17 protein-coding genes are annotated in these 22859 nt (G+C 67.4%); 16 read left to right on the forward strand and 1 reads right to left on the reverse strand.

From position 1 onward, the window contains the following. The first annotated feature begins 37 nt into the window (after nt 1–37). Nucleotides 38–1324: an ATP-dependent Clp protease ATP-binding subunit ClpX gene (gene clpX, locus D1369_RS27035; RefSeq protein WP_007382022.1), complete on the forward strand. Its 1287-nt coding sequence runs from the start codon at nt 38–40 to the stop codon at nt 1322–1324. A 73-nt stretch (nt 1325–1397) separates the two neighbouring features. On the opposite strand, the gene D1369_RS27040 is transcribed toward clpX, so the two are convergent. Next, the gene (locus D1369_RS27040) at nt 1398–2387 is read right to left on the reverse strand and encodes a hypothetical protein (RefSeq protein ID WP_007382021.1); all 990 of its coding nucleotides are present in this window, start codon (nt 2385–2387) and stop codon (nt 1398–1400) included. 136 nt (nt 2388–2523) lie between these two features. On the opposite strand from D1369_RS27040, the gene D1369_RS27045 reads away from it, so the two are divergent. From D1369_RS27045 to D1369_RS27115, 15 genes are all read left to right on the forward strand, one after another. Then, complete coding sequence (locus D1369_RS27045) at nt 2524–5154, forward strand: valine--tRNA ligase (protein ID WP_007382020.1); 2631 nt, start codon at nt 2524–2526, stop codon at nt 5152–5154. Between the two features lie 129 nt (nt 5155–5283). Next, nucleotides 5284–6768: a folylpolyglutamate synthase/dihydrofolate synthase family protein gene (locus tag D1369_RS27050; protein WP_007382019.1), complete on the forward strand. Its 1485-nt coding sequence runs from the start codon at nt 5284–5286 to the stop codon at nt 6766–6768. A gap of 10 nt (nt 6769–6778) precedes the next feature. Continuing rightward, nucleotides 6779–7171, forward strand: coding sequence for a DUF4233 domain-containing protein (locus tag D1369_RS27055; protein ID WP_007382018.1), 393 nt, complete (start codon nt 6779–6781; stop codon nt 7169–7171). A gap of 62 nt (nt 7172–7233) precedes the next feature. Further along, a complete protein-coding gene (ndk, locus tag D1369_RS27060; RefSeq protein WP_007382017.1) occupies nt 7234–7647 on the forward strand; it encodes a nucleoside-diphosphate kinase in 414 nt (137 codons plus the stop codon). A gap of 309 nt (nt 7648–7956) precedes the next feature. Next, entirely contained in the window at nt 7957–8976 is a 1020-nt protein-coding gene (locus tag D1369_RS27065) for a rod shape-determining protein (protein WP_004931372.1), read from the forward strand. A gap of 115 nt (nt 8977–9091) precedes the next feature. Continuing rightward, a complete protein-coding gene (gene mreC / locus D1369_RS27070) occupies nt 9092–10039 on the forward strand; it encodes a rod shape-determining protein MreC (protein ID WP_118082649.1) in 948 nt (315 codons plus the stop codon). 11 nt (nt 10040–10050) lie between these two features. After that, nucleotides 10051–10728 (forward strand): rod shape-determining protein MreD, encoded by a 678-nt coding sequence (gene mreD, locus D1369_RS27075; protein ID WP_118082650.1) that lies wholly within the window; start codon nt 10051–10053, stop codon nt 10726–10728. An 80-nt stretch (nt 10729–10808) separates the two neighbouring features. After that, the gene (gene mrdA / locus D1369_RS27080; protein WP_007382013.1) at nt 10809–13058 is read left to right on the forward strand and encodes a penicillin-binding protein 2; all 2250 of its coding nucleotides are present in this window, start codon (nt 10809–10811) and stop codon (nt 13056–13058) included. Then, nucleotides 13055–14254 carry a rod shape-determining protein RodA gene (rodA, locus tag D1369_RS27085; protein WP_007382012.1) on the forward strand — a complete coding sequence of 400 codons (1200 nt, stop codon included), beginning with the start codon at nt 13055–13057 and terminating at the stop codon, nt 14252–14254. The genes mrdA and rodA overlap by 4 nt, the downstream gene beginning before the upstream one ends. 64 nt (nt 14255–14318) lie before the next feature. Next, nucleotides 14319–15818, forward strand: a complete 1500-nt coding sequence (locus D1369_RS27090; RefSeq protein ID WP_007382011.1) for a CYTH and CHAD domain-containing protein — start codon at nt 14319–14321, stop codon at nt 15816–15818. A gap of 76 nt (nt 15819–15894) precedes the next feature. Beyond that, nucleotides 15895–17865, forward strand: a complete 1971-nt coding sequence (locus D1369_RS27095; protein WP_007382010.1) for a TIGR03960 family B12-binding radical SAM protein — start codon at nt 15895–15897, stop codon at nt 17863–17865. A gap of 190 nt (nt 17866–18055) precedes the next feature. Beyond that, complete coding sequence (locus D1369_RS27100) at nt 18056–18589, forward strand: CbrC family protein (RefSeq protein ID WP_037900017.1); 534 nt, start codon at nt 18056–18058, stop codon at nt 18587–18589. Between the two features lie 130 nt (nt 18590–18719). Next, entirely contained in the window at nt 18720–19427 is a 708-nt protein-coding gene (locus D1369_RS27105) for a S1 RNA-binding domain-containing protein (RefSeq protein WP_240436183.1), read from the forward strand. 353 nt (nt 19428–19780) lie between these two features. Then, on the forward strand, nt 19781–22408 hold the full coding sequence (locus D1369_RS27110) for an NACHT domain-containing protein (protein ID WP_007382007.1): 2628 nt from the start codon (nt 19781–19783) through the stop codon (nt 22406–22408). A gap of 181 nt (nt 22409–22589) precedes the next feature. Continuing rightward, entirely contained in the window at nt 22590–22835 is a 246-nt protein-coding gene (locus D1369_RS27115) for a hypothetical protein (RefSeq protein WP_240436101.1), read from the forward strand. The last annotated feature ends 24 nt before the right edge of the window (nt 22836–22859 follow it).

Here is a 22859-nt window from a genome sequence, read left to right on the forward strand (position 1 = left end):
GGACCTAGGCGTCTCCCAGGCGAAGGGGAAGCACACCGTGGCACGCATCGGTGACGGCGGCGATCTGCTCAAGTGCTCGTTCTGCGGCAAGAGCCAGAAGCAGGTCAAGAAGCTCATCGCAGGGCCTGGTGTGTACATCTGCGACGAGTGCATCGATCTCTGCAACGAGATCATCGAGGAGGAACTCGCGGAGACGAGCGAGGTGCGCTGGGAGGAACTGCCCAAGCCCCGCGAGATCTACGAGTTCCTGGAGGGCTACGTGGTGGGCCAGGAGTCGGCCAAGAAGGCCCTCTCCGTGGCGGTGTACAACCACTACAAGCGCGTCCAGGCCGGCGAGAACGGCGGCGGCAGCAGCCGTGACGACGCGATCGAGCTGGCGAAGTCCAACATCCTCCTGCTGGGCCCCACGGGCTCCGGCAAGACGCTCCTCGCCCAGACCCTCGCCCGCATGCTGAACGTCCCGTTCGCGATCGCGGACGCGACGGCGCTCACCGAGGCGGGCTATGTCGGCGAGGACGTCGAGAACATCCTGCTCAAGCTGATCCAGGCGGCCGACTACGACGTCAAGAAGGCCGAGACCGGGATCATCTACATCGACGAGATCGACAAGGTCGCGCGGAAGAGTGAAAACCCGTCGATCACGCGGGACGTGAGCGGCGAGGGCGTGCAGCAGGCCCTCCTGAAGATCCTCGAGGGCACCACGGCCTCGGTCCCGCCGCAGGGCGGACGCAAGCACCCGCACCAGGAGTTCATCCAGATCGACACGACGAACGTCCTGTTCATCGTGGGCGGTGCCTTCGCGGGCCTGGAGAAGCTCATCGAGTCCCGGGCGGGCGCCAAGGGCATCGGCTTCGGCGCGACGATCCGCTCCAAGCGCGAGCTGGAGGCCAAGGACCAGTTCGAGGACGTCATGCCCGAGGACCTGGTCAAGTTCGGCATGATCCCCGAGTTCATCGGCCGCCTCCCCGTGATCACCTCCGTCCACAACCTCGACCGTGAGGCTCTCCTCCAGATCCTGGTCGAGCCGCGCAACGCGCTGGTGAAGCAGTACCAGCGCCTCTTCGAACTCGACGGCGTGGAGCTGGACTTCGAGCGCGAGGCGCTGGAGGCCATCGCCGACCAGGCCATCCTCCGCCAGACCGGCGCGCGCGGCCTGCGCGCCATCATGGAAGAGGTCCTCCAGGGCGTCATGTACGAGATCCCGTCCCGCAAGGACGTGGCCCGCGTCGTCATCACGGCGGACGTCGTCCACTCCAACGTGAACCCGACGCTGATCCCGAGGGACGCGCGCGGCCGCGGCCCGGGGGAGCAGAAGACGGCGTAACGCCAGCACGCAGAACAGCCGAAGGGGCCCCGGTCAACAGACCGGGGCCCCTTCGGTGTTGAGAGGGCGTACGTCAGGCCTTGACGCGCACGTCGTTGCGGACCTTGGCGGTCAGTGCGGCAGCTTCGTCCATCGAGGTGCTCTGGCCCTTGGCGAGGCTGGCCACGTCGAACGCCAGCACGTAGGTGACCGTGCTGTGGTCGGCCCAGATGCAGAACGGCATCGTCACGGTCTGTCCGGACTCGGTGGTCTGGATTTCCTGGCACTTCATGACGCCGTTCTCAAAGCCGGCGGGCTTGAACTCCTTGGGGCTGCCGACGACCTTGCCGCTGTCGGCGTCCTTCCCGGCGTCCTTCGTGACCCGGCTGAACATCTCGTCGACGACCCCCTCAGGGTTGTCGATGGTGCCGTACACACCGGCGAACATCAGGTTCTTGGAGGTGAGACCCGACCCTGCGGTGTAGCCCGCGCTGACGCCCTTGGGGTCCTTGACGCCCCACGACTCCGCGTCGTTGATGTCGTCCTTGGTCATCCCGCCGATCCCGGTGTCGCTGCCCTTCTTGTACTCCCCGCCGAGGATCGTCGCCGGTGTGGCCAGCTTGTGCGCCCCGTCGTCCGCTATGTCCGACCCGCTGCCCCCGTTCCCGCCCCCGCCGAGCACGAGGTACGCGCCGACCGCGATCGCGGCCACGACCGCCACCGCGCCGATGATGATGCCGATCTTCTTCCCGTTGCCGCCCCCCGGCGGAGGGGGCTGCGGGACGCCGTAGGGGGCCTGGCCGTACGGCGGCTGCTGGCCGTACGGGGCCTGCTGGCCGTAGGGCGCCTGCGGCTGGCCGTACGGCGGGGTCTGCGGAGGGACGCCACCCTGCTGCGGATAGCCGTAACCCGGCTGCTGCGCGGGCTGCTGAGGCGGCGGGGGCTGCTGGGGGTAGCCGTAGCCGGGCTGGGGCTGGCCCTGCGGCGGCTGGCCGTAGGGGCCCGCCTGGCCGTACGGCCCGGGCTGCTGCGGCTGCCCGGGCTGCTGGGGCTGTCCGTACGGGCCCGGCTGGTTGTGACTCATCTCTGGGTTCCCCTCCAGATGCTTATGTGTTCCCGACATCCTGGCTCAGGCCCAGGCGGCACACCGCAGCGGGGCCCCCACCGTTACAGAACAAACGCGTTTCGGGACACACCCGGGACACCCCTAAACTGACCCCGTGACCGAGAACGCTCAGCAGCAGCCCACAGCGCCCAGCACCGAACTGCCGACCCAGTACGCGCCGGCCGAGGTAGAGGGGGCGCTGTACGAGCGCTGGGTAGAGCGCGGTTACTTCACCGCCGACGCCAAGAGCGACAAGCCCCCGTACACCATCGTCATCCCGCCGCCGAACGTCACCGGCAGCCTGCACCTCGGGCACGCCTTCCAGCACACCCTCATGGACGCCCTGACGCGTCGCAAGCGCATGCAGGGCTACGAGGCGCTGTGGCTGCCGGGCATGGACCACGCCGGTATCGCCACCCAGAACAAGGTCGAGCAGCAGCTCGCCGAGGAGGGCAAGTCCCGCCACGACCTGGGCCGCGAGGAGTTCGTCGAGCGCGTCTGGCAGTGGAAGGAGGAGTACGGCGGCCGGATCCTCGGCCAGATGCGGCGCCTCGGTGACGGCGTCGACTGGAGCCGTGAGCGCTTCACGATGGACGAGGGCCTGTCCAAGGCCGTCCTCACCATCTTCAAGCGGCTCTACGAGGACGAGCTGATCTACCGCGCCGAGCGCATCATCAACTGGTGCCCGCGCTGTCTGACGGCCATCTCCGACATCGAGGTGGAATACCAGGAGGACGCGGGCGAGTTGGTCTCCATCCGCTACGGCGAGGGCGAGGACAGCCTCGTCGTCGCGACCACGCGCGCGGAGACGATGCTCGGTGACACGGCCGTCGCCGTCCACCCCGACGACGAGCGCTACCAGCACCTCATCGGCAAGCAGATCAAGCTTCCGCTCACCGACCGCACCATCCCGGTCGTCGCCGACACCCACGTCGACCCCGAGTTCGGCACCGGCGCGGTCAAGGTGACCCCGGCGCACGACCCGAACGACTTCGAGATCGGGCGCCGCCACGACCTGCCGTCCCTGACGATCATGGACGAGCACGGCGTCATCACGGTCCACGGCCCCTTCGTCGGCCTGGACCGCTACGAGGCCCGCTCGGCGGTCGTCGGCGCCCTCAAGGAGCAGGGCCGGATCGTCGCCGAGAAGCGCCCTTACATGCACTCCGTCGGCCACTGCTCGCGCTGCAAGACCACGGTCGAGCCGCGTCTTTCCCTGCAGTGGTGGGTCAAGGTCGGCCCGCTCGCCAAGGCCGCCGGTGACGCGGTCCGCGACGGCCGCGTCAAGATCCACCCCGAGGACATGTCGAAGCGCTACTTCGACTGGGTCGACAACATGCACGACTGGTGCATCTCGCGCCAGCTGTGGTGGGGCCACCGCATCCCGATCTGGTACGGCCCCGACGGCGAGGTCGTCTGCGTCGGACCGGACGAGGAGCCGCCCGGTACGGAGGCGGAGGGCTGGACCCAGGACTCCGACGTCCTGGACACCTGGTTCTCCTCCGGCCTGTGGCCGTTCTCCACCCTCGGCTGGCCCGAACAGACCGAGGACCTGCGGAAGTTCTATCCGACCGACGTCCTGCTGACCGGCCACGACATCATCTTCTTCTGGGTCGCCCGGATGATGATGTTCGGCCTCTACGCCATGGACGGCCAGGCCCCCTTCCACACCATCGCGCTGACCGGCCTGGTCCGGGACGAGTTCGGCAAGAAGATGTCGAAGTCGAACCCCAACGCGGTCGACCCGCTGGTCTGGATGGACGCCTACGGCTCCGACGCCGTCCGCTTCACCCTCGCCAACGGCGCCAACCCCGGCGCGGACGTGCCGATCGGCGAGGACTGGGTCAAGGCCTCCCGGAACTTCACCAACAAGCTCTGGAACGCCACCCGCTTCGCCCTGATGAACGGTGCCACGGTCGAGGGCCCGCTCCCGGACGCCTCCGAGATGTCGGCGACGGACCGCTGGATCCTGTCCCGGCTCAACACGACGGTCGCCCAGGTCGACGCGTACTACGACGACTACCAGTTCGCCAAACTCGCCGACGCGCTCTACCACTTCGCGTGGGACGAGGTCTTCGACTGGTACGTCGAGCTGTCGAAGACGACCTTCTTCGCGGGCGGTGAGCAGGCCAGGGTCTCCGGCCGGGTCCTCGGCGAGGTCCTCGACGTGACGCTGCGGCTGCTGCACCCGGTCATCCCGTTCGTCACGGACGCCCTGTGGACCACCCTCACCGGTGGCGAGTCCCTGGTCGTCGGCGAGTGGCCGGCCGACAGCGGCTTCCGCGACAAGGACGCCGAACTCGAGATCGAGCTGGTCCAGCGGGTCGTCACCGAGGTCCGCCGGTTCCGCAAGGACCAGGGCCTCAAGGACGGCCAGAAGGTCCCGGCCCGCCTGGAGCTCACCGGCACCCCCCTCGCCGCCCACGAGGCCGCCATCCGCCAGCTCCTGCGCCTCCAGCCGGAGGGCGAGACCTTCGCGGCCACGGCGACCCTCCCGGTCGCCGGTGCCACGGTCGCGCTGGACCTCTCCGGCACGATCGACGTGGCGGCGGAGCGCAAGCGCCTCGCGAAGGACCTCGCGGCGGCCGAGAAGGAGAAGGCCCAGGCGACGGGGAAGCTCGGCAACGAGGCGTTCCTCGCGAAGGCCCCGGACAACGTGGTGGACAAGATCCGCGGCCGCCTGGCCAAGGCGGACGAGGACATCAAGAGGATCCAGGAGCAACTGGACAGGCTTCCGCAGGCATGAGCCACCCAGGGGCGCGGGGCCGCATTGATATGCGGCTCCGCCGCGCGGGCGCGACAAGCCACGGACTCCCCGCGCCCGCCGAACAGGACCAGCCACTCCCTTCCGAAGGCGCGGCCCTAAACTGGCCCTGTGAGCGACACCGACCCCTTCGACGAGATCATCGCCAACGAGACCGACCGAGACCCCGACCTCGCGGTCATCGAGGCCGGCAGCCGCACCCTGCGCACCCAGGGCGGCCCGCCGGAGGCCGACGTGCCCGCACGCCCCGAGGACCCCGAGGTCGACAAGGCTCTGCGCGAGGTCGAGGCGGAGCTCGCCACCCGCTGGGGCGAGACCAAGCTGGAGCCCTCCGTCAGCCGCATCGCCGCCCTGATGGACATCCTCGGCGAGCCGCAGCGGTCGTACCCCTCGATCCACATCACGGGGACGAACGGCAAGACCTCGACGGCCCGCATGATCGAGGCCCTTCTCGGCGCCTTCGAACTGCGCACGGGCCGCTACACCAGCCCCCACGTCCAGTCCGTCACCGAGCGCATCAGCCTGGACGGCGCCCCGATCTCGGCCGAGCGGTTCATCGAGACGTACGAGGACATCAAGCCGTACGTCGAGATGGTCGACGGGCAGCAGCAGTACCGGCTGTCCTTCTTCGAGGTGCTGACCGGCATGGCGTACGCCGCCTTCGCGGACGCGCCCGTCGACGTGGCCGTCGTCGAGGTCGGGATGGGCGGCTCCTGGGACGCCACCAACGTCATCGACGGCGATGTCGCCGTGGTCACCCCCATCGACCTGGACCACACCGACCGGCTCGGCGAGACCCCCGGGGAGATCGCGGTCGAGAAGGCCGGGATCATCAAGCAGGACGCGACCGTGGTCCTGGCCCAGCAGCCGGTCGACGCGGCGCAGGTCCTGCTGAAGAAGGCCGTCGAGGTGGACGCGACCGTCGCGCGTGAGGGGCTGGAGTTCGGGGTGGTCTCCCGGCAGGTCGCCGTCGGCGGGCAGCTGCTGACCCTGCGCGGCCTCGGTGGCGAGTACGAAGAGGTGTACCTGCCGCTGCACGGCCCGTACCAGGCGCACAACGCGGCCGTGGCGCTCGCCGCCGTGGAGGCGTTCTTCGGGGTGGGCGCCCAGCGCGCGGACCGGCTCGACATCGACACCGTCCGCAAGGCCTTTGCGGCCGTCTCCTCCCCGGGCCGCCTCGAAGTCGTACGGCGTTCCCCGACCGTCGTCCTGGACGCCGCCCACAACCCGGCGGGCGCCCGCGCCACCGCCGAGGCGGTCGGCGAGGCCTTCGACTTCAGTCGGCTGATCGGTGTGGTGGGCGCGAGCGGCGACAAGAACGTGCGGGGGCTGCTCGAAGCCTTCGAGCCGATCTTCGCCGAGGTCGTGATCACCCAGAACTCCAGTCACCGCGCGATGGACGCCGACGAGCTCGCCGCGATCGCCGTCGAGGTGTTCGGCGAGGAGCGCGTCCAGGTCGAGCCTCGGCTGCCGGACGCGCTGGAGGAGGCGATCACGCTGGCCGAGGAGGACGGCGAGTTCGCGGGCGGCGGTGTGCTGGTCACCGGGTCGGTCATCACGGTCGGCGAGGCCCGGCTGCTGCTCGGAAGGGGCTGAGTCACCGGCCATGCGTACGCTCTGTGCATCGACCCTGATCGGCGAGTTCTTCGTCGTCGGCTTCGCCGCGCTGGTCGCGATGAAGGACCCCGACCTGGCCGGCTCCACGGTGTGGACGGTCAGCGGGATCGCCATGTTCCTGTGTCTCGCGCTGTGCGGGGTGGTGACCCGGCCCGGCGGCATCGCCCTCGGCTGGGCGTTCCAGATCGCCCTGATCGCCTCCGGCTTCGTCGTGCCGACCATGTTCTTCATGGGCGCGGTCTTCGCGGCCCTGTGGTGGGCCTCCGTGCACTACGGCCGGAAGATCGACGAGGCGAAGGCGAGATTCGCCGCCCAAGCCGCCCAAGCCGAGCAAGCCCCCCAAGCCGCCCAGGCGGGCTCCACTACACCTGACGCTGTGTGACGAGCGCACCGACACGCCCTGTAATCTCGTCCCACCGCACATCAGCAGGTAAGGAGCCCCTCGTGAGCCAGCGCACCCTCGTCCTCCTCAAGCCCGACGCCGTCCGTCGTGGCCTGACCGGCGAGATCATCAGCCGTATCGAGCGCAAGGCCGGCTGGCAGATCACCGCGCTGGAGCTGCGCACCCTGGACCAGGACACCCTGGAGCAGCACTACGGCGAGCACAAGGGCAAGCCCTTCTACGAGCCGCTGGTGGAGTTCATGGCGTCCGGCCCCGTCGTCGCGCTGATCGTCGAGGGCGAGCGGGTCATCGAGGGCGTACGCCAACTGGCGGGTCCGACCGACCCGATCGCCGCCGCGCCCGGCTCCATCCGGGGGGACTTCGGCGTCATCGTCCGGGAGAACCTCATCCACGCCTCCGACTCGGAGGAGTCCGCCGAGCGCGAGGTGAAGATCTTCTTCCCCGGGCGCGCATAGGTCCCGTGCGTAGGTTTGGTGGCATTTTCTGAGGGGGCGTCAGCCCGCTCCGGCGTCTGACCTGGGGCGGCCGTACATTTTCGGCCGTCCTTCGGCATATGCGTGCCGATCGGGGGAACGAGTGCCCCCTATGGACCGTCTCCACAAGCGAGGCGGCGTTCGATCTGCTGACAATGGCGAAGACCCTCGCACAGTGTTCGTGCAGGCGCGTCTACGATGGAAGCCTTCACGTCACAGCACCCACTTCGCCGACCTGAAATGCCCTCAAAAGCTCCCAGGAAGGCCAGACGAATCCTGATGGGGAACTCAATGTCGTTCATCGGCCGTGACATGGCTGTCGACCTCGGGACCGCCAACACGCTGGTGTACGTCAGGGGTCGCGGGATCGTACTCAACGAGCCGTCCGTCGTCGCGATCAACACGAACACCGGTGGAATCCTGGCTGTCGGCGCCGAAGCGAAGAAGATGATCGGGCGGACCCCCGGCAACATCGTTGCCGTGCGGCCGCTGAAGGACGGCGTGATCGCCGACTTCGAGATCACCGAGCGGATGCTGCGCTACTTCATCCTGAAGATCCACAAGCGGCGGTATCTCGCGAGGCCGCGTGTCGTCGTGTGTGTCCCCTCGGGCATCACCGGCGTCGAGCGCCGCGCCGTCATCGAGGCGTCGTCCCAGGCCGGCGCCCGCCAGGTGCACATCATCGAGGAGCCCATGGCGGCCGCCATCGGCTCCGGCCTGCCGGTCCACGAGGCCACGGGCAACATGGTGGTGGACATCGGCGGCGGCACCACGGAGGTCGCGGTCATCTCGCTCGGCGGCATCGTCACCGCCCAGTCCATCCGGGTCGCGGGCGACGAGCTGGACAACGCGATCATCCAGCACATCAAGAAGGAGTACTCGCTCCTGCTGGGCGAGCGGACGGCCGAACAGATCAAGATCACGATCGGTTCGGCGTACGACCTCGACGCTGACGAACACACCGAAATCCGTGGCCGGGACCTCGTCTCCGGGCTGCCCAAGACCGTCGTCATCTCGGCCGCCGAAGTGCGCAAGGCGATCGAGGAGCCCGTCAACGCCATCGTCGACGCCGTCAAGACGACCCTCGACAAGTGCCCGCCGGAGCTCTCCGGCGACATCATGGACCGCGGCATCGTCCTCACCGGCGGCGGCGCCCTGCTGCGCGGGCTCGACGAGCGGCTGCGCCGGGAGACCGGCATGCCGATCCACATCGCCGAGGACCCGCTGGACAGCGTGGCGCTCGGCTCCGGGAAGTGCGTCGAGGAATTCGAGGCGCTCCAGCAGGTGCTGGACGCCCAGCCGCGCAGATGACGTAACTCTTCGATTCCGCCGTACGGGATGATCTCCTCTCGTGCGGCGGATCGTTGATATCGAGGCATAAGCTCCCACAAACGCAACTTCAATAAGAAGGGCACGGCCGCCGCACGTGAGGGACACACGAGAGAGCCGGCTGCTCCTGGTGCTGCTGATCGCCGTCGCGTTCGCGCTGATCACGGTGGACATCCGCGGCGGGGAGGACTCGCCGGTCGACGGTGCCCGGCAAGGCGCGGCCGCGGTGTTCGGCCCCATCGAGAACGGTGTGTCATCCGCGGTCGACCCGGTCGGCAACGCCGTCTCCGCCATCCGCGACTCCGGCGAGCGGCACGACCGGCTCGCCGAGCTGGAGAAGGAGAACGCCGCCCTCAAGGCCAGGCTCGGCAGCGACGACCGCAACTCCAGCCGGCTCAAGCAGCTCGACAAGATGCTGAAGATCGCCGGCGAGGGGCAGTACGGCATCAAGGGCGCCCAGGTCATCGCCATAGGAGCGGCCCAGGGCTTCTCCTGGACCATCACCGTGGACGTCGGCGCCAACGACGGCATCCGGCGCGACATGACCGTCCTCAACGGCGACGGACTGGTCGGCCGCGTCACCACCGTCGGCCCCAACACCGCCACCGTGCTCCTCGCCAACGACCCCGACTTCACCGTCGGCACCCGCATGGAGGCCGGCGACGAGCTCGGCTTCGCCTCCGGACAGGGCGACCGCCCGCTGCGCGTCGAACTCCTCAACGGCAAGGCCGAGGTGAAGAAGGGCGACCGCCTGGTCACCTTCGGCTCCCAGGCCGACAAGCCGTTCGTGCCCGGTGTCCCGGTCGGCGTGGTCTCCCGCGTCGACCCCTCCGGCGGCGACCTCACCCGCACCCTGTACGTCACGCCGTACGTGAGCTTCAGCAAGCTCGACATCGTCGGCATCGTCGTCCAGGTCCCGAAGAAGGACCCGCGCGACACGGTGCTGCCCGCCAAACCCAAGCCGACGCCCACGCCGACCGTGACGGTCACCGTCACCCCGTCCGCCAATGCGCCGGTCGGCGGCCAGATCCAGCAAGAGCAGTAGGAGCTGTAGTCATGCGCGTCAACCGGATCCTGCTGTCCTCCGCCCTGATCGTGGTCGCCCTGGTCGTCCAGGTGAGCGTTCTCGCCCGCCTCCACCTCCCGGGCGCCGTCCCCGACCTGATGCTCCTCACCGTCCTCGGCCTCGCCCTGGTCTACGGCCATGTCGGCGGCGCCCTCGTCGGCTTCGGCGCCGGTCTCCTCGCCGACCTCGCCCCGCCCGCCGACCACGCCGCCGGGCGGTACGCCCTGGTGCTGTGCGTCATCGGCTACCTCGCCGGGCTCGCCAAACCGGAGAACGGCAGACTCAAGTCGGCCACCGGCCCCATGGTCGTCGTGGTCGCCGCCGCCATCGGCACCACCCTGCTGTACGCCGGTGTCGGCGCCCTCGTCGGCGACACCGCCGCCCGTCATGTGGGCCTGCCCAGCCTGCTGTTCACCGCCGCCCTGTACGACCTGCTGCTCGCCCCGTTCGTCGTCCCCGGCATCATGGCGCTCGCCCGCCGCGCCGACAACGACCCGCTCGCCGAGGCCGGTTCCGGGGCCAAGTCGGCGGACATCTCCTCGGGCTGGCTCTCCTCGGGCACGGGGCTGAGGATCGGCGGCCAGCGCGGCGGCCTCGGCAGCCTGAAGACCAAGGCGCGCACCCGTACCGCGCGGGTGGGCCGCATCAAGGGGGTCAAGCGGCTGTGACCCCACGCGAGTCGGCGGACCGCGTTCACAGGTTCGCCGTATATGACACGTACACACACTGAGAGGGGGCGGCAGCCGCAGTGACCAATATCCCCGAGACCGGACGGACCCCACGGGTCCAGATCCGACTCGTCGTCATCCAGATCCTCGTGCTGTCCCTGCTCGGCACCCTCGGCGGCCGCCTCTGGTACCTCCAGATCCGCGAGGGCGACGCGTACGCCAAGGAAGCCTCCGGGAACCACGTCCAGCAGGTCGTCGAGCCCGCCGTGCGCGGCTCGATCCTCGACGCCCGGGGAGTGGCCCTGGCGGACAACGAGACCCGCCTCGTGGTCTCGGCGTCCCGCACCGACCTGCTGAAGATGAAGGACGACGGCAAGGCCGTCCTCACCAAGCTGGCCAAGGTCCTCGGCATGTCCGCCAAGGACGTCATGCTCAAGGTCCGGCTCTGCGACGCGAAGACCCCCCAGCCCTGCTGGAACGGCTCGCCGTACCAGCCGATCCCCATCACCGACGAGGCCACCCCCAAGCAGGCCCTGCAGATCCGCGAACGCGCCGAGGACTTCCCCGGCATCAGCGCCGAGCCGCAGGCCGTGCGCCGCTACGCCGCCCCCGGCAAGGCGAACACCGCCCAGGTCCTCGGCTACCTCTCCCCGGTCACCGACGAGGAGATCACCAAGGCCCAGAACACCGACTCGCCCTACCTGCGCTCCGACCAGGTCGGCCGCTCGGGCCTGGAGCGCCAGTACGACAAGGAACTGCGCGGCAAGGCGGGCGTCACCCGCTACGAGGTCGACAACCTCGGCCGGGTCATCGGCCAGGCCGAGGCCGACGAGGCCCAGCCCGGCGCGAACCTCGTCACCAGCATCGACGCCCGTGTCCAGCGGGTCGCCGAGTACGAGCTGCACCAGGCGATGAAGACCGCCCGCGAGCAGTTCGACAAGATCACCGGCGAGAACTACAAGGCCGACTCGGGCGCCGTCGTCGTGATGGAGGCCAAGACCGGCCGGATCGTCGCGATGGCGTCCGCCCCGACCTACGACCCGAACGTCTGGGTCGGCGGTATCTCCGCCAAGGACTACAAGCAGCTCACCGGCAAGGGTTCCGACTACCCGCTGCTCAACAGGGCCATACAGGGTCAGTCCGCGCCCGGTTCGACGTTCAAGGTGGTCTCCACGGCCGCCGCGGTCGAGGCCGGCTACGAGTGGGACGGCGGCTACCCCTGCACCAGCTCGTACTCGGTGGGCGGCCAGGTCTTCAAGAACTTCGAGGGCGAGAGCTTCGGCCCCATCTCGCTGGGCCGGGCGCTCGAGGTCTCCTGCGACACCGTCTTCTACGGCCTCGCCGACCGGGAGTGGAAGAAGGACGGCGGCATCAACCCCAAGAAGGGTGAGCCGAAGGACTACTTCTACAAGGCCGCCCACCAGTTCGGCCTCGGCAAGGAGACCGGCATCGACCTCCCCAACGAGGTCACAGGCCGCGTCCCCGACCGCCAGTGGAAGGAGTCGTACTGGAAGGCCAACAAGGACGCGTGGTGCAGGACCGGTAAGAAGGACGGCACCTACGTCGAGAAGATCGCGTACGAGAACTGCCTCGAAGGCAACAAGATGCGCGAGGGCGACTCCATCAACTACTCCATCGGTCAGGGCGACACCCTCGTCACCCCGATCCAGGAGGCCAGGATCTACGGGGCGCTCGCCAACGGCGGGACCATGTACCAGCCGAGCATCGGCAAGGCGATCATCAGCGCCGACGGCAGGACCGTCCAGGAGATCAAGCCCAAGCCGACCGGCAGACTTCCGGTCAGCAAGGCCACCCTCAAGGGCATGGACGCCGCCCTGGAAGGCGTCGTCACCCGCGGTACGGCCGCCTGGAAGTTCGGCGGCTGGCCGCAGGACAAGATCCCGCTGCACGCCAAGACCGGCACCGCCGAGGTCTACGGCAAGCAGACCACGTCCTGGCTGGCCACGTACTCCAAGGACTACACGGTCGTCATGACGATCGCCCAGGCCGGTACCGGCTCCGGCGCCTCGGGTGAGGCCGTGCGCCACATCTACAACGCCATGTACGGCGTCTCCGCCGACGGCACCATCAACAAGAAGAACGCGCTGCTGCCCACCCCCGAGAAGAGCCTGCCCAAGGTCCAGACCGACGGGACCATCAAGTCCCCGAAGATCGCCAAGGACCCGGCCAAGGACCAGCGGGCGAGCCAGGAGGCCACGCCCGAGCCGGACGCGACGCAGCAGGGCGCGACTGTGAACACGCCGACCAACGGGAACCGTGACACCCGCAGGCGGCGCCGCAAGAGGGGGAGCCGGAGGATGCTCACATGACCGGGGCGAACAGCTTCCAGGTCTCCGGGTACGGCCCCGCACGCGCGGGCTGGACCCGGCTGCTGGCCCGCGACTCGCTCGCCCGCCGGCTGGACTGGCCGATACTGTTCTCGGCCCTCGCCCTGTCCCTGATCGGCTCGATCCTGGTCTTCTCGGCGACCCGCAACCGCACCGAGATCAACCAGGGCGACCCGTACTTCTTCCTGATCCGCCACCTCATGAACACCGGCATCGGGTTCGCCCTGATGATCGGCACGGTGTGGGTCGGCCACCGCACCCTGCGCACCGCCGTGCCCCTGCTGTACGGCGCCTCGGTCTTCCTGCTCCTGCTGGTCCTCACCCCGCTGGGCTCCACCGTCAACGGCGCCCACTCCTGGATCGTGCTCGGCGGCGGCTTCTCGCTCCAGCCCTCGGAGTTCGTGAAGATCACGATCATCCTCGGCATGGCCATGCTCCTCGCGGCCCGCGTCGACGCGGGCGACAAGCCCTACCCCGACCACCGCACGGTGCTCCAGGCCCTGGGCCTCGCCGCCGTCCCGATGCTGATCGTGATGCTCATGCCCGACCTCGGGTCGGTCATGGTCATGGTCATCATCGTGCTCGGTGTGCTGCTCGCCTCCGGCGCCTCCAACCGCTGGGTCTTCGGGCTCCTCGGCGCGGGCACGCTCGGCGCGCTCGCCGTCTGGCAGCTCGGCGTGCTCGACGAGTACCAGATCGCCCGCTTCGCCGCGTTCGCCAACCCGAGCCTGGACCCGGCCGGCGTCGGCTACAACACCAACCAGGCCCGGATCGCCATCGGTTCGGGCGGGCTGACGGGCGCGGGACTCTTCCACGGCTCGCAGACCACGGGCCAGTTCGTGCCGGAGCAGCAGACCGACTTCGTCTTCACCGTCGCCGGCGAGGAGCTGGGCTTCGTCGGCGCGGGCCTGATCATCGTCCTGCTCGGGGTCGTCCTGTGGCGGGCCTGCCGGATCGCCCGCGAGACGACCGAGCTGTACGGCACGATCGTGGCCGCCGGGATCGTCGCCTGGTTCGCCTTCCAGTCCTTCGAGAACATCGGCATGACCCTCGGGATCATGCCGGTCACCGGCCTGCCGCTGCCGTTCGTGTCGTACGGCGGATCGTCGATGTTCGCGGTGTGGGTGGCCATAGGGCTGTTGCAGTCGATCAAGGTGCAGAGGCCGATGTCGGCGTAGCCGGGGTCAGCCGGGTGGCGTTGACCCTCTGCCGCAACCCGGGGCCGAGCACTAGATTTGAATCATGGCGGACACCAAGCGGGAGATCGAACGCAAGTATGAGTCCGAGGACAGCGGTCTGCCCGACCTGACCGGCGTCGCCGGGGTCGAGGCCGTCGTCGACAAGGGTGTCGCGCATTTGGACGCCACCTACTACGACACACCCGACGAACGCCTCATGGCGTCCTCGGTCACCCTGCGCCGCCGCACAGGTGGCTCGGACGCCGGCTGGCACCTGAAGCTCCCCGTCTCCGAGGGCGTACGCGACGAGATCCGGGCCCCGCTCTCCGACACCCTCCCCGACGAACTCGCCGCCCTGGTCCGCTCCCGCGTCAGGGATGTCGAGCTGCTGCCCGTGGTCCGGCTGCGTTCGGAGCGCGATGTGCGCCACCTCCTCGACACGGACGGCCGGCTGCTCGCCGAGGTCAGCGTGGACGCCGTGCACGCCGAGCGGCTCAGCGGCGGCGTCGGCGACGCCCAGTGGACCGAGATCGAGGTGGAGCTCGCCGACGGCGGCGACCCCGCCTTCCTCGACAAGGTGGAGAAGCGGCTGCGCAAGGCGGGCGTACGGCCGTCCGGGTCCTCCTCGAAGCTGGCCCGGGCCCTGGCCGAGACCGCGCCGAAGAAGAAGCTCCCCGTCACCGGCGCCCCGGTGACCGCCGGCGACCACGTCCTCGCGTACGTCCGCACCCAGCGGGACGCGATCGTCGCACTCGACCCGGCCGTCCGCCAGGACGTCGAGGACTCCGTGCACGGCATGCGCGTCGCCACCCGCCGACTGCGCAGCACCCTCAAGTCGTACGGCAAGGTCCTCGATCGGGCCGTCACCGACCCGATCGGCGACGAACTGAAGTGGCTGGCCGGCGAACTGGGCGTGGACCGGGACCGCGAAGTGCTCAGCGAGCGCCTGTCGGCCGCCCTGGACGAGGTGCCGGGGACCTTGGTCTCGGGGCCCGTGGCCGAACGCCTGAGCACCTGGTCCGGGGACAAGCCGGGCGGAGCGAGCGCGCGCCTGATCGGGGTGCTGGACTCCCGGCGCCATCTCGCCCTGCTCGACGCCCTGGACGCGCTGATCGCCGACCCGCCGCTGCTGAAGGCGGCCGGGAAGAAACCCCACAAGGTGATCGCCAAGGCCGTACGGAAGGACTTCCGCAAGGTCTCCGGACTCGTCGGGCACGCCCTGGAGCTGGAGCCCGGCACCGACCGGGACGTCGCGATCCACGAAGCCCGCAAGAAGACCAAGCGCACCCGCTACGCGGCCGAGGCGGCCCGCCCGGCCCTCGGCGACCCGGCCAAGACCGTCGTCAAGTCCATGAAGGCGCTCCAGAACCTGCTGGGGGAGCACCAGGACAGCGTGATGGCCCGCCAGACCCTGCGCGAGGTGTCCGCGGTCGCCCACGCGGCGGGGGAGAGCGCCTTCACCTACGGGCTGCTGTACGGGCGCGAGGAGCAGCGGGCGGCGGCGGTGGAGGCGGAGCTGCCCGGCTTCTGGGGCGGGATCAAGAGCGAGGCGGACGCCCTCTGACCTTCCGGGCGTACGGCGGGTGGCCGCGGCCGCGTTAGGCTAGATGGTCACCCCTGTCCGTCCATGGAAGTGCGAGATGTCAGCCGAAACCGCCGCGTCGGTGTTCCCGCAGCTCGAAGCTCTGCTCCCGCATGTGCAGAAGCCGATCCAGTACGTCGGCGGTGAGCTCAACTCCACCGTCAAGCCGTGGGAGTCCTGCGACGTCCACTGGGCACTGATGTACCCGGACGCGTACGAGGTGGGACTGCCCAACCAGGGCGTCATGATCCTCTACGAGGTCCTGAACGAGCAGGAGGGCGTCCTCGCCGAGCGCACGTACAGCGTGTGGCCGGACCTGGAGGCGCTGATGCGGGAGCACCGGGTCCCGCAGTTCACGGTGGACAGCCACCGGCCGGTCGGCGCCTTCGACGTGTTCGGCCTGTCCTTCTCCACGGAGCTGGGCTACACCAACATGCTGACGGCGCTGGACCTGGCGGGCATCCCGCTGGAGTCGAAGGACCGCGGCCTGGACGACCCGATCGTGCTGGCGGGCGGCCACGCGGCCTTCAACCCCGAGCCGATCGCGGACTTCATCGACGCGGCGATCATCGGCGACGGCGAGCAGGCCGTCCTCGACATGACGAAGATCATCCGCGAGTGGAAGGCGGAGGGCCGGCCCGGCGGCCGCGAGGAGGTCCTCTTCCGCCTCGCTCGCACCGGTTCGGTGTACATCCCGGCGTTCTACGACGTCGAGTACCTCCCCGACGGCCGTATCGCCCGCGTGGTCCCCAACAAGTCGGGCGTCCCGTGGCGCGTGTCCAAGCACACGGTCATGGACCTGGACGAGTGGCCGTACCCCAAGCAGCCCCTGGTGCCGCTCGCCGAGACGGTCCACGAGCGCATGTCCGTGGAGATCTTCCGCGGCTGCACCCGCGGCTGCCGCTTCTGCCAGGCGGGCATGATCACCCGCCCGGTCCGCGAGCGCTCCATCACGGGCATCGGCGACATGGTGGAGAAGGGCCTGAAGGCGACGGGCTTCGAGGAGGTAGGCCTTCTCTCCCTGTCCTCGGCGGACCACTCGGAGATCGGCGACATCGCGAAGGGCCTGGCGGACCGGTACGAGGAGGACAAGATCGGCCTGTCCCTCCCCTCCACCCGCGTGGACGCCTTCAACGTCGACCTGGCGAACGAACTGACCCGCAACGGCCGCCGCTCGGGCCTGACCTTCGCCCCCGAGGGCGGCTCGGAGCGCATGCGCAAGGTCATCAACAAGATGGTCTCGGAAGAAGACCTCATCCGCACGGTCTCCACGGCGTACGGCAACGGCTGGCGTCAGGTGAAGCTGTACTTCATGTGCGGCCTGCCCACGGAGACGGACGAGGACGTCCTCCAGATCGCCGACATGGCGACCAAGGTGATCGCCGAGGGCCGCAAGGTCTCCGGCCAGAACGACATCCGCTGCACGGTCTCGATCGGCGGCTTCGTCCCCAAGCCCCACACCCCCTTCCAGTGGGCCCCGCAGCTCTCGGCCGAGGAGACGGACGCCCGTCTGGCCAAGCTCCGCGACAAGATCCGCGGCGACAAGAAGTACGGCCGCTCGATCGGCTTCCGCTACCACGACGGCAAGCCGGGCATCGTGGAAGGCCTCCTGTCCCGCGGTGACCGCCGCATCGGCGCCGTGATCCGCGCCGTCTACGAGGACGGCGGCCGCTTCGACGGCTGGCGCGAGCACTTCTCCTACGACCGCTGGATGGCCTGCGCCGACAAGACGCTGCCCGCCTTCGGCGTGGACGTCGACTGGTACACGACCCGCGAGAAGACGTACGAGGAAGTCCTCCCCTGGGACCACCTCGACTCCGGCCTCGACAAGGACTGGCTCTGGGAGGACTGGCAGGACGCCCTCGACGAGACAGAGGTCGAGGACTGCCGGTGGACGCCTTGCTTCGACTGCGGGGTGTGTCCGCAGATGGACACGCAGATCCAGATCGGACCGACCGGGAAGAAGCTGCTGCCTCTTACGGTCAAGAACGGTGGTCCGGCGCCGGCTTCGAGCGGGCACACCCACTGACGGTGGGCGAGGCATTCGATGGGGTGATTGAGGCGCTGACGGGGGGCTGGCGAGGCCGAGTTGACGGCTGCACTGTCCGCGGTCGGCGTCTCGCTGCCTAGCCCGTCGGCGTCGCCGGCGCCCCTCCGTACGCCTCTGCCGGGCCCGGGGGCTTCGTTGGACATCGTTTCTGAGGTGGAGTGGGTCTGAGATGAGCGCTGCCCTGCCCGTATTCCGCTATCACCCTGATCCTGTTGCGAGCGGCTCCATCCGCGAGGGCGCCGAGACCTGCGTCTGTTGCGAACGCAGTACCGGGTGGATCTACACCGCGACCTTCTACACGGCCCAGGACGTCGACGGGCAGTTCTGTCCCTGGTGCATCGCCGACGGCAGTGCCGCTGCACGATTTGAGGGTGAGTTCACCGACTCGTACGGGCTCGCCGGGGTCAGCGAGGAGATCCTGGAGCATGTCACCCGCCGTACCCCTGGCTTCCATGCCTGGCAGGACCCGCATTGGCTCGTGCACTGTGACGACGCGGCCGCCTTCGTCGGGGAGGTCGGACACACCGAACTCGCTGCCCACCCCGAGGCACTCGACCAGCTTCGGACCGACCTGCGGTTGGGTGGGTGGCACGACGCATCGCAGCTGGAGAGCTTCCTGACTCACCTGGGGCAGGGCGCAAGCGCCATGCTCTTCCGCTGCACCGTCTGCGGCACCCACCTCGCCTACGCCGACGCCTCGTAGCCAAGCCTGGCCCAGACGTGCCGTTCCCGATGCGTTGGCTGGGCAGGACGTCCGGCGGTTTCTGGCGGAGATCCGTGTCGGTGACGTGTGTCGTGGGAAGGTCGCTTTGGTTTCTCGGTCCGAGATGTCGGTGCTTTTGGACGACTTCACCGACCGGCCGCTCGGGACGGTGGGGTCGTTGGACGGTTCCTGGCGTCGGCATTTCTCCGACGTTGCCGTGGTCGGGCAGAGGGTCGCCGGCGAGGTGACTGCCGTTGATCTCGATGCGGGCCGGGTGCGGTTGTCGATGGCGGCCACGGAGAACCCGGAGCTCTGGGCGTTCCTCAAGCGGCTTCGTCATGGGGAGCTCCTGTCCGGCACGGTGGCGGCGATCGAGCGTTTCGGTGTCTTCGTGGCGCTGGATGAGGGTCCTGAGCATCCGGTGTATCCCGGCGTCGGCTTCATTACGTATCCCGAGTTGTCCTGGCGTCGTTTCGAGACGGCGTCCGATGTCGTTGAGGTCGGGCAGCGGGTGTCGTGTGAGTTCTTGCAGTTCGACACATGGAACGGGGAGGCTCGGCTGTCTCTGCGGGCGATGCAGCCGGACCCCTTCGTGGTGTTCGTCGACGGCGTCGTGGTGGGACAAAGACTGAGTGGGAGGGTGACGAAACTTGTCCCGTTCGGTGTCTTCGTGGAGCTCGCCGACGGTATCGAGGGCTTGGTGCATCTGTCTGAGCTGAACTCGGTGCCTGTGGCGGCGCCGGAGGATGTCGTACAGGTCGGCGATCAGGTGACGGTTGTCGTCACGGACGTCGACCGCGACCGACGCCGACTGTCGCTCTCTCGGCGACAGGCTTGAGCGGTTGGGGTCCGGACCGTGTCCGCAGATGACAGCACATCCAGATCGGTCCGACGGGGAAGAAGCTTCTGCCACTGACCGTGGTGCCAGCTGGTTGGTTCCTTGGCGTTCGGGATGCTCGCGGGACTCACCTGTTCCCGGTGGGCTTGGCGAGTGTTCCCGGAGGTGTCATGCGCGAGTTGCCTTACCTGTCCACGGCCAAGCTCGGAGAGTCTTCCCGACTCTTGTGAGTCCTTGGACGCCTACGACTGGATGGAGGGCAGGCCTCTGCCTTTGGCGGAAATCCTTTCACTTTGGCCCCACTAGTGCATTCAGCAGCCCTAGCCGGCCTCGGAGTTCTATGCTGACGCACCATGGAACCGGTGAGCATTGGGGCTCGACTCGCATCGAGCGTCGTTGGCCCGTTGGTGAAGAAGCTGTTTGTGGTGGACGGGGCCGGTGCGGGGCTGGTTGATCGCCCGGTGCGCGTCTCCCAACTAGTTTCGTTCCGGGGAGAGAAGCGGACTCTCTCGGACTCTGATCTCCGCAAGGTCGCAGAAGAGTTGGTGGATCGCGCGGCGCAGTCGACCGGAGTGTCGGAGCGCCTTGCTAATTACGAGCAACGCGCAGTGGTGAACGCCGTAACACACTCACTCAGTTCCCTGGGGCATATTGACATGGACGATGTCCAAGCCGTCCGGCTCGGCTATCTGGAACTATCTCGACTCCTGCGGTCGAGCAACCAGGCAGCCACAATTGGCCTCTCAAGCGATGCAGTGTTACTGCACGCAAATGTTGTAGATACAGCATGCTTGCACATCTTGCACTTCTTCACTACGAGATCCACCTTCGTGCCGCGCACGTTAGTCGAACAAAGTCGCAGGATCGAAGAAATCTCTTCGAAGATCGATGTACTTATTCTGCGGAATCCCTCCCCGGCGGACGGCGGTTTCGAAGAACGATACGCTCGCTACATCTCTAAAAAGCATGGCAAGTTAACCATTTTCGGCCTTGATCTGTCCGAATCTTCGGCCTCCTGGCCTCTCGAAGCGGCATACTTGAGCTTAGAAGCGACCGAGACTGCGGTTGGCGAGGTTCCGCTGATACTCCCCGCCGAAAAGGTTCTTGCAGGGCGTCATCGGGTGTTGTTGCGAGGAGTCGCAGGTTCCGGAAAAACCACGCTCGTGCAGTGGTTGGCGGTCAGTGCCGTTCGTAACGACCTCGATGAGCGGCTCCTGTATCTGCATGGGTTGGTGCCGTTCGTGCTCCCCCTGCGGTCACTGACCCGAGCGGGCGCAAGGCTGCCCGCCCCGGACGAGTTCCTTGCTGCCATAGGATGCCCGATTGCCCATGCCCAGCCCACAGGCTGGTATGACCGTGTTCTCACTGCAGGGCGTGGGTTGATGTTGGTCGACGGAATCGACGAGATGCCTGAGGAGGAACGCGAGGAAGCCCGTAACTGGCTGAAAGATCTCATCGGTTCATACCCCAAGAACCATTGGCTTGTGACGTCTCGTCCCTCGGCCGTACGAGAACACTGGTTAGCAGATGAGGGGTTCTCAGAACTGGATCTTTCGCCCATGAGTCGCGACGACGTCGCCGCGTTCATCAAACGTTGGCATAAAGCGGCTGGAAGTGCAGATGCGTATGGAAAGGAATTGCTCTACGCGATACGCTCCAAGCAAGAACTCGCCCGGCTTGCCACCAACCCGCTGATGTGTGCACTTATTTGTGCCCTGCATCGCGATCGTAGGGGATACCTTCCCGATGGGCGTAAAGAGCTTTACGACGCGGCTCTGTCCATGCTGCTGTCCAGACGAGACCGGGAGCGTGGTGTCTACAAGGTGGGTGACATGCGTATCGGCGAAACCCACCAAGTCCAGTTGATCCAGAAACTGGCCTATTGGTTGATCCGCAACGGCCGTTCAGAGATGGATAAACGCGATGTGCTGGACCTGCTGTCCCAAGCGCTGACGGCGATGCCGCGTGTCGCGGAGCAGGGAACGGTGAACCAGATCTACCAACATCTTCTAGTTCGAAGTGGCCTGCTTATAGAGCCAGTTGAAGGCACAATGCAGTTCATTCACAGAACATTTCAAGACTACCTCGGAGCGAGAGCTGCCGTGGAGAGCCTTGATTTCGACTTCCTGGGCGGCAACGCCCACCTTGACCAGTGGGAAGATGTCATCCGAATGGCTGTGGCTCATGCGCGCCCAGCAGAACGGACCCGATTGCTAACCAGCCTGGTCGAACGTGGCGACTCTTCCGCAGATATTCGTCACCGCCTTCATTTGTTGGCTGCGGCATGCTTGGACGACGCCACAGAGCTTGATCCTTACGTGCGAATCGAAGTTCAACAGCGTGCCGAGATGCTTATTCCTCCCCGTTCCTTCGCTCAGGCTCGCGGGCTCGCAGACGTGGGGCCGGTTGTACTCGAACTACTGCAAGGTCCGGAAGGTCTTACTTTGGACGGAGCCTTCTTCACTGTCCTGGCTGCTGTTCGGGTCGGGACCGATGCGGCTATTTCTGTGTTGACTCGTTTTCGGTCCGCAGATGATTTAAGAGTGCGTACGGAACTGGCTCTAGCGTGGAGTCGATTCGACACGGACCGTTATGCTGAAGAAGTCATCGCCCATCTAAAGGAGGAAGGCTTCTATTTCGTGGTTTCGAGCAGTCGGGAACTTCAGGCTTTGCGTCGATTCGGTGGAAGGCCGCTAGTGAAGGTCGTCTCACCCATCAGTCCGGAAGAGATCAAACGATACTGTGTGGCTGATCGCCTCGTTGGGCTTTGCATCGCGGCCGATCTACGTTGTTCCTGGGACTGGCTCGATAAATTTCCCCGCCTTACACAGCTAACGTTGGAGACTTCCCTGCCTGAAATCGATGTGAGTTCGCTGCGACAGGTATTTTCTCTCCGCACCCTTCAGCTACCAGTCGGCACGAGGGTCGTCGGAGCGGAACGGTTGTCTCCAGGCCTCGAGATCAAAATCGGTGCTGATTGATTGGCTTCCATGGCCTCCCGCCGATAGCGGAGAGGTTGACCGTCGGTGCCAGGATGCGTTTGGTGCCTCTGGGAGCACGTATCGATCGCCGCATGGTTTGTTCCGTGCGCTGTGCTCGTCTGCAATCCCTGGGCGGATATGATCCGTGCATGGTTTTAGGCCCGTCGGCTTATGACCGCAGATGGGCACGCAGATCCAGATCGGACCGATCGGGAGAAGCTGTTGCCTCTTACGGTCAAGAAACCTCATGGGCTGCCACATTCATCAACACCGCTGGCAGAAGCTCAAGATGCTGATCCTCCGGCGGCGCGTGCGCGAGTTCTGCTCCGGCTTGTTCTCAGACGGCAAAGCCGCCCTTGTCACCCTCGCAGCGCTGGGCAGCTTCCTTTCCGGGCTGGTGGCGCTGATTCCAGGTGTTGCTGTGTGACACGACCGCGCTCTCTGCGGCGGG

It is taken from the genome of Streptomyces sp. CC0208, assembly GCF_003443735.1.
Classification (GTDB): domain Bacteria; phylum Actinomycetota; class Actinomycetes; order Streptomycetales; family Streptomycetaceae; genus Streptomyces; species Streptomyces sviceus.

Bases quoted from the DNA above. Each gene is read 5' to 3' on its own strand.
- D1369_RS27040 (WP_007382021.1), bottom strand. From the start codon at position 2,387: ATGAGTCACAACCAGCCGGGCCCGTACGGACAGCCCCAGCAGCCCGGG.
- D1369_RS27055 (WP_007382018.1), top strand. From the start codon at position 6,779: ATGCGTACGCTCTGTGCATCGACCCTGATCGGCGAGTTCTTCGTCGTC.
- D1369_RS27065 (WP_004931372.1), top strand. From the start codon at position 7,957: ATGTCGTTCATCGGCCGTGACATGGCTGTCGACCTCGGGACCGCCAAC.
- mreD (WP_118082650.1), top strand. From the start codon at position 10,051: ATGCGCGTCAACCGGATCCTGCTGTCCTCCGCCCTGATCGTGGTCGCC.
- rodA (WP_007382012.1), top strand. From the start codon at position 13,055: ATGACCGGGGCGAACAGCTTCCAGGTCTCCGGGTACGGCCCCGCACGC.
- D1369_RS27090 (WP_007382011.1), top strand. From the start codon at position 14,319: ATGGCGGACACCAAGCGGGAGATCGAACGCAAGTATGAGTCCGAGGAC.
- D1369_RS27095 (WP_007382010.1), top strand. From the start codon at position 15,895: ATGTCAGCCGAAACCGCCGCGTCGGTGTTCCCGCAGCTCGAAGCTCTG.
- D1369_RS27100 (WP_037900017.1), top strand. From the start codon at position 18,056: ATGAGCGCTGCCCTGCCCGTATTCCGCTATCACCCTGATCCTGTTGCG.
- D1369_RS27110 (WP_007382007.1), top strand. From the start codon at position 19,781: ATGGAACCGGTGAGCATTGGGGCTCGACTCGCATCGAGCGTCGTTGGC.
- D1369_RS27115 (WP_240436101.1), top strand. From the start codon at position 22,590: ATGGGCACGCAGATCCAGATCGGACCGATCGGGAGAAGCTGTTGCCTC.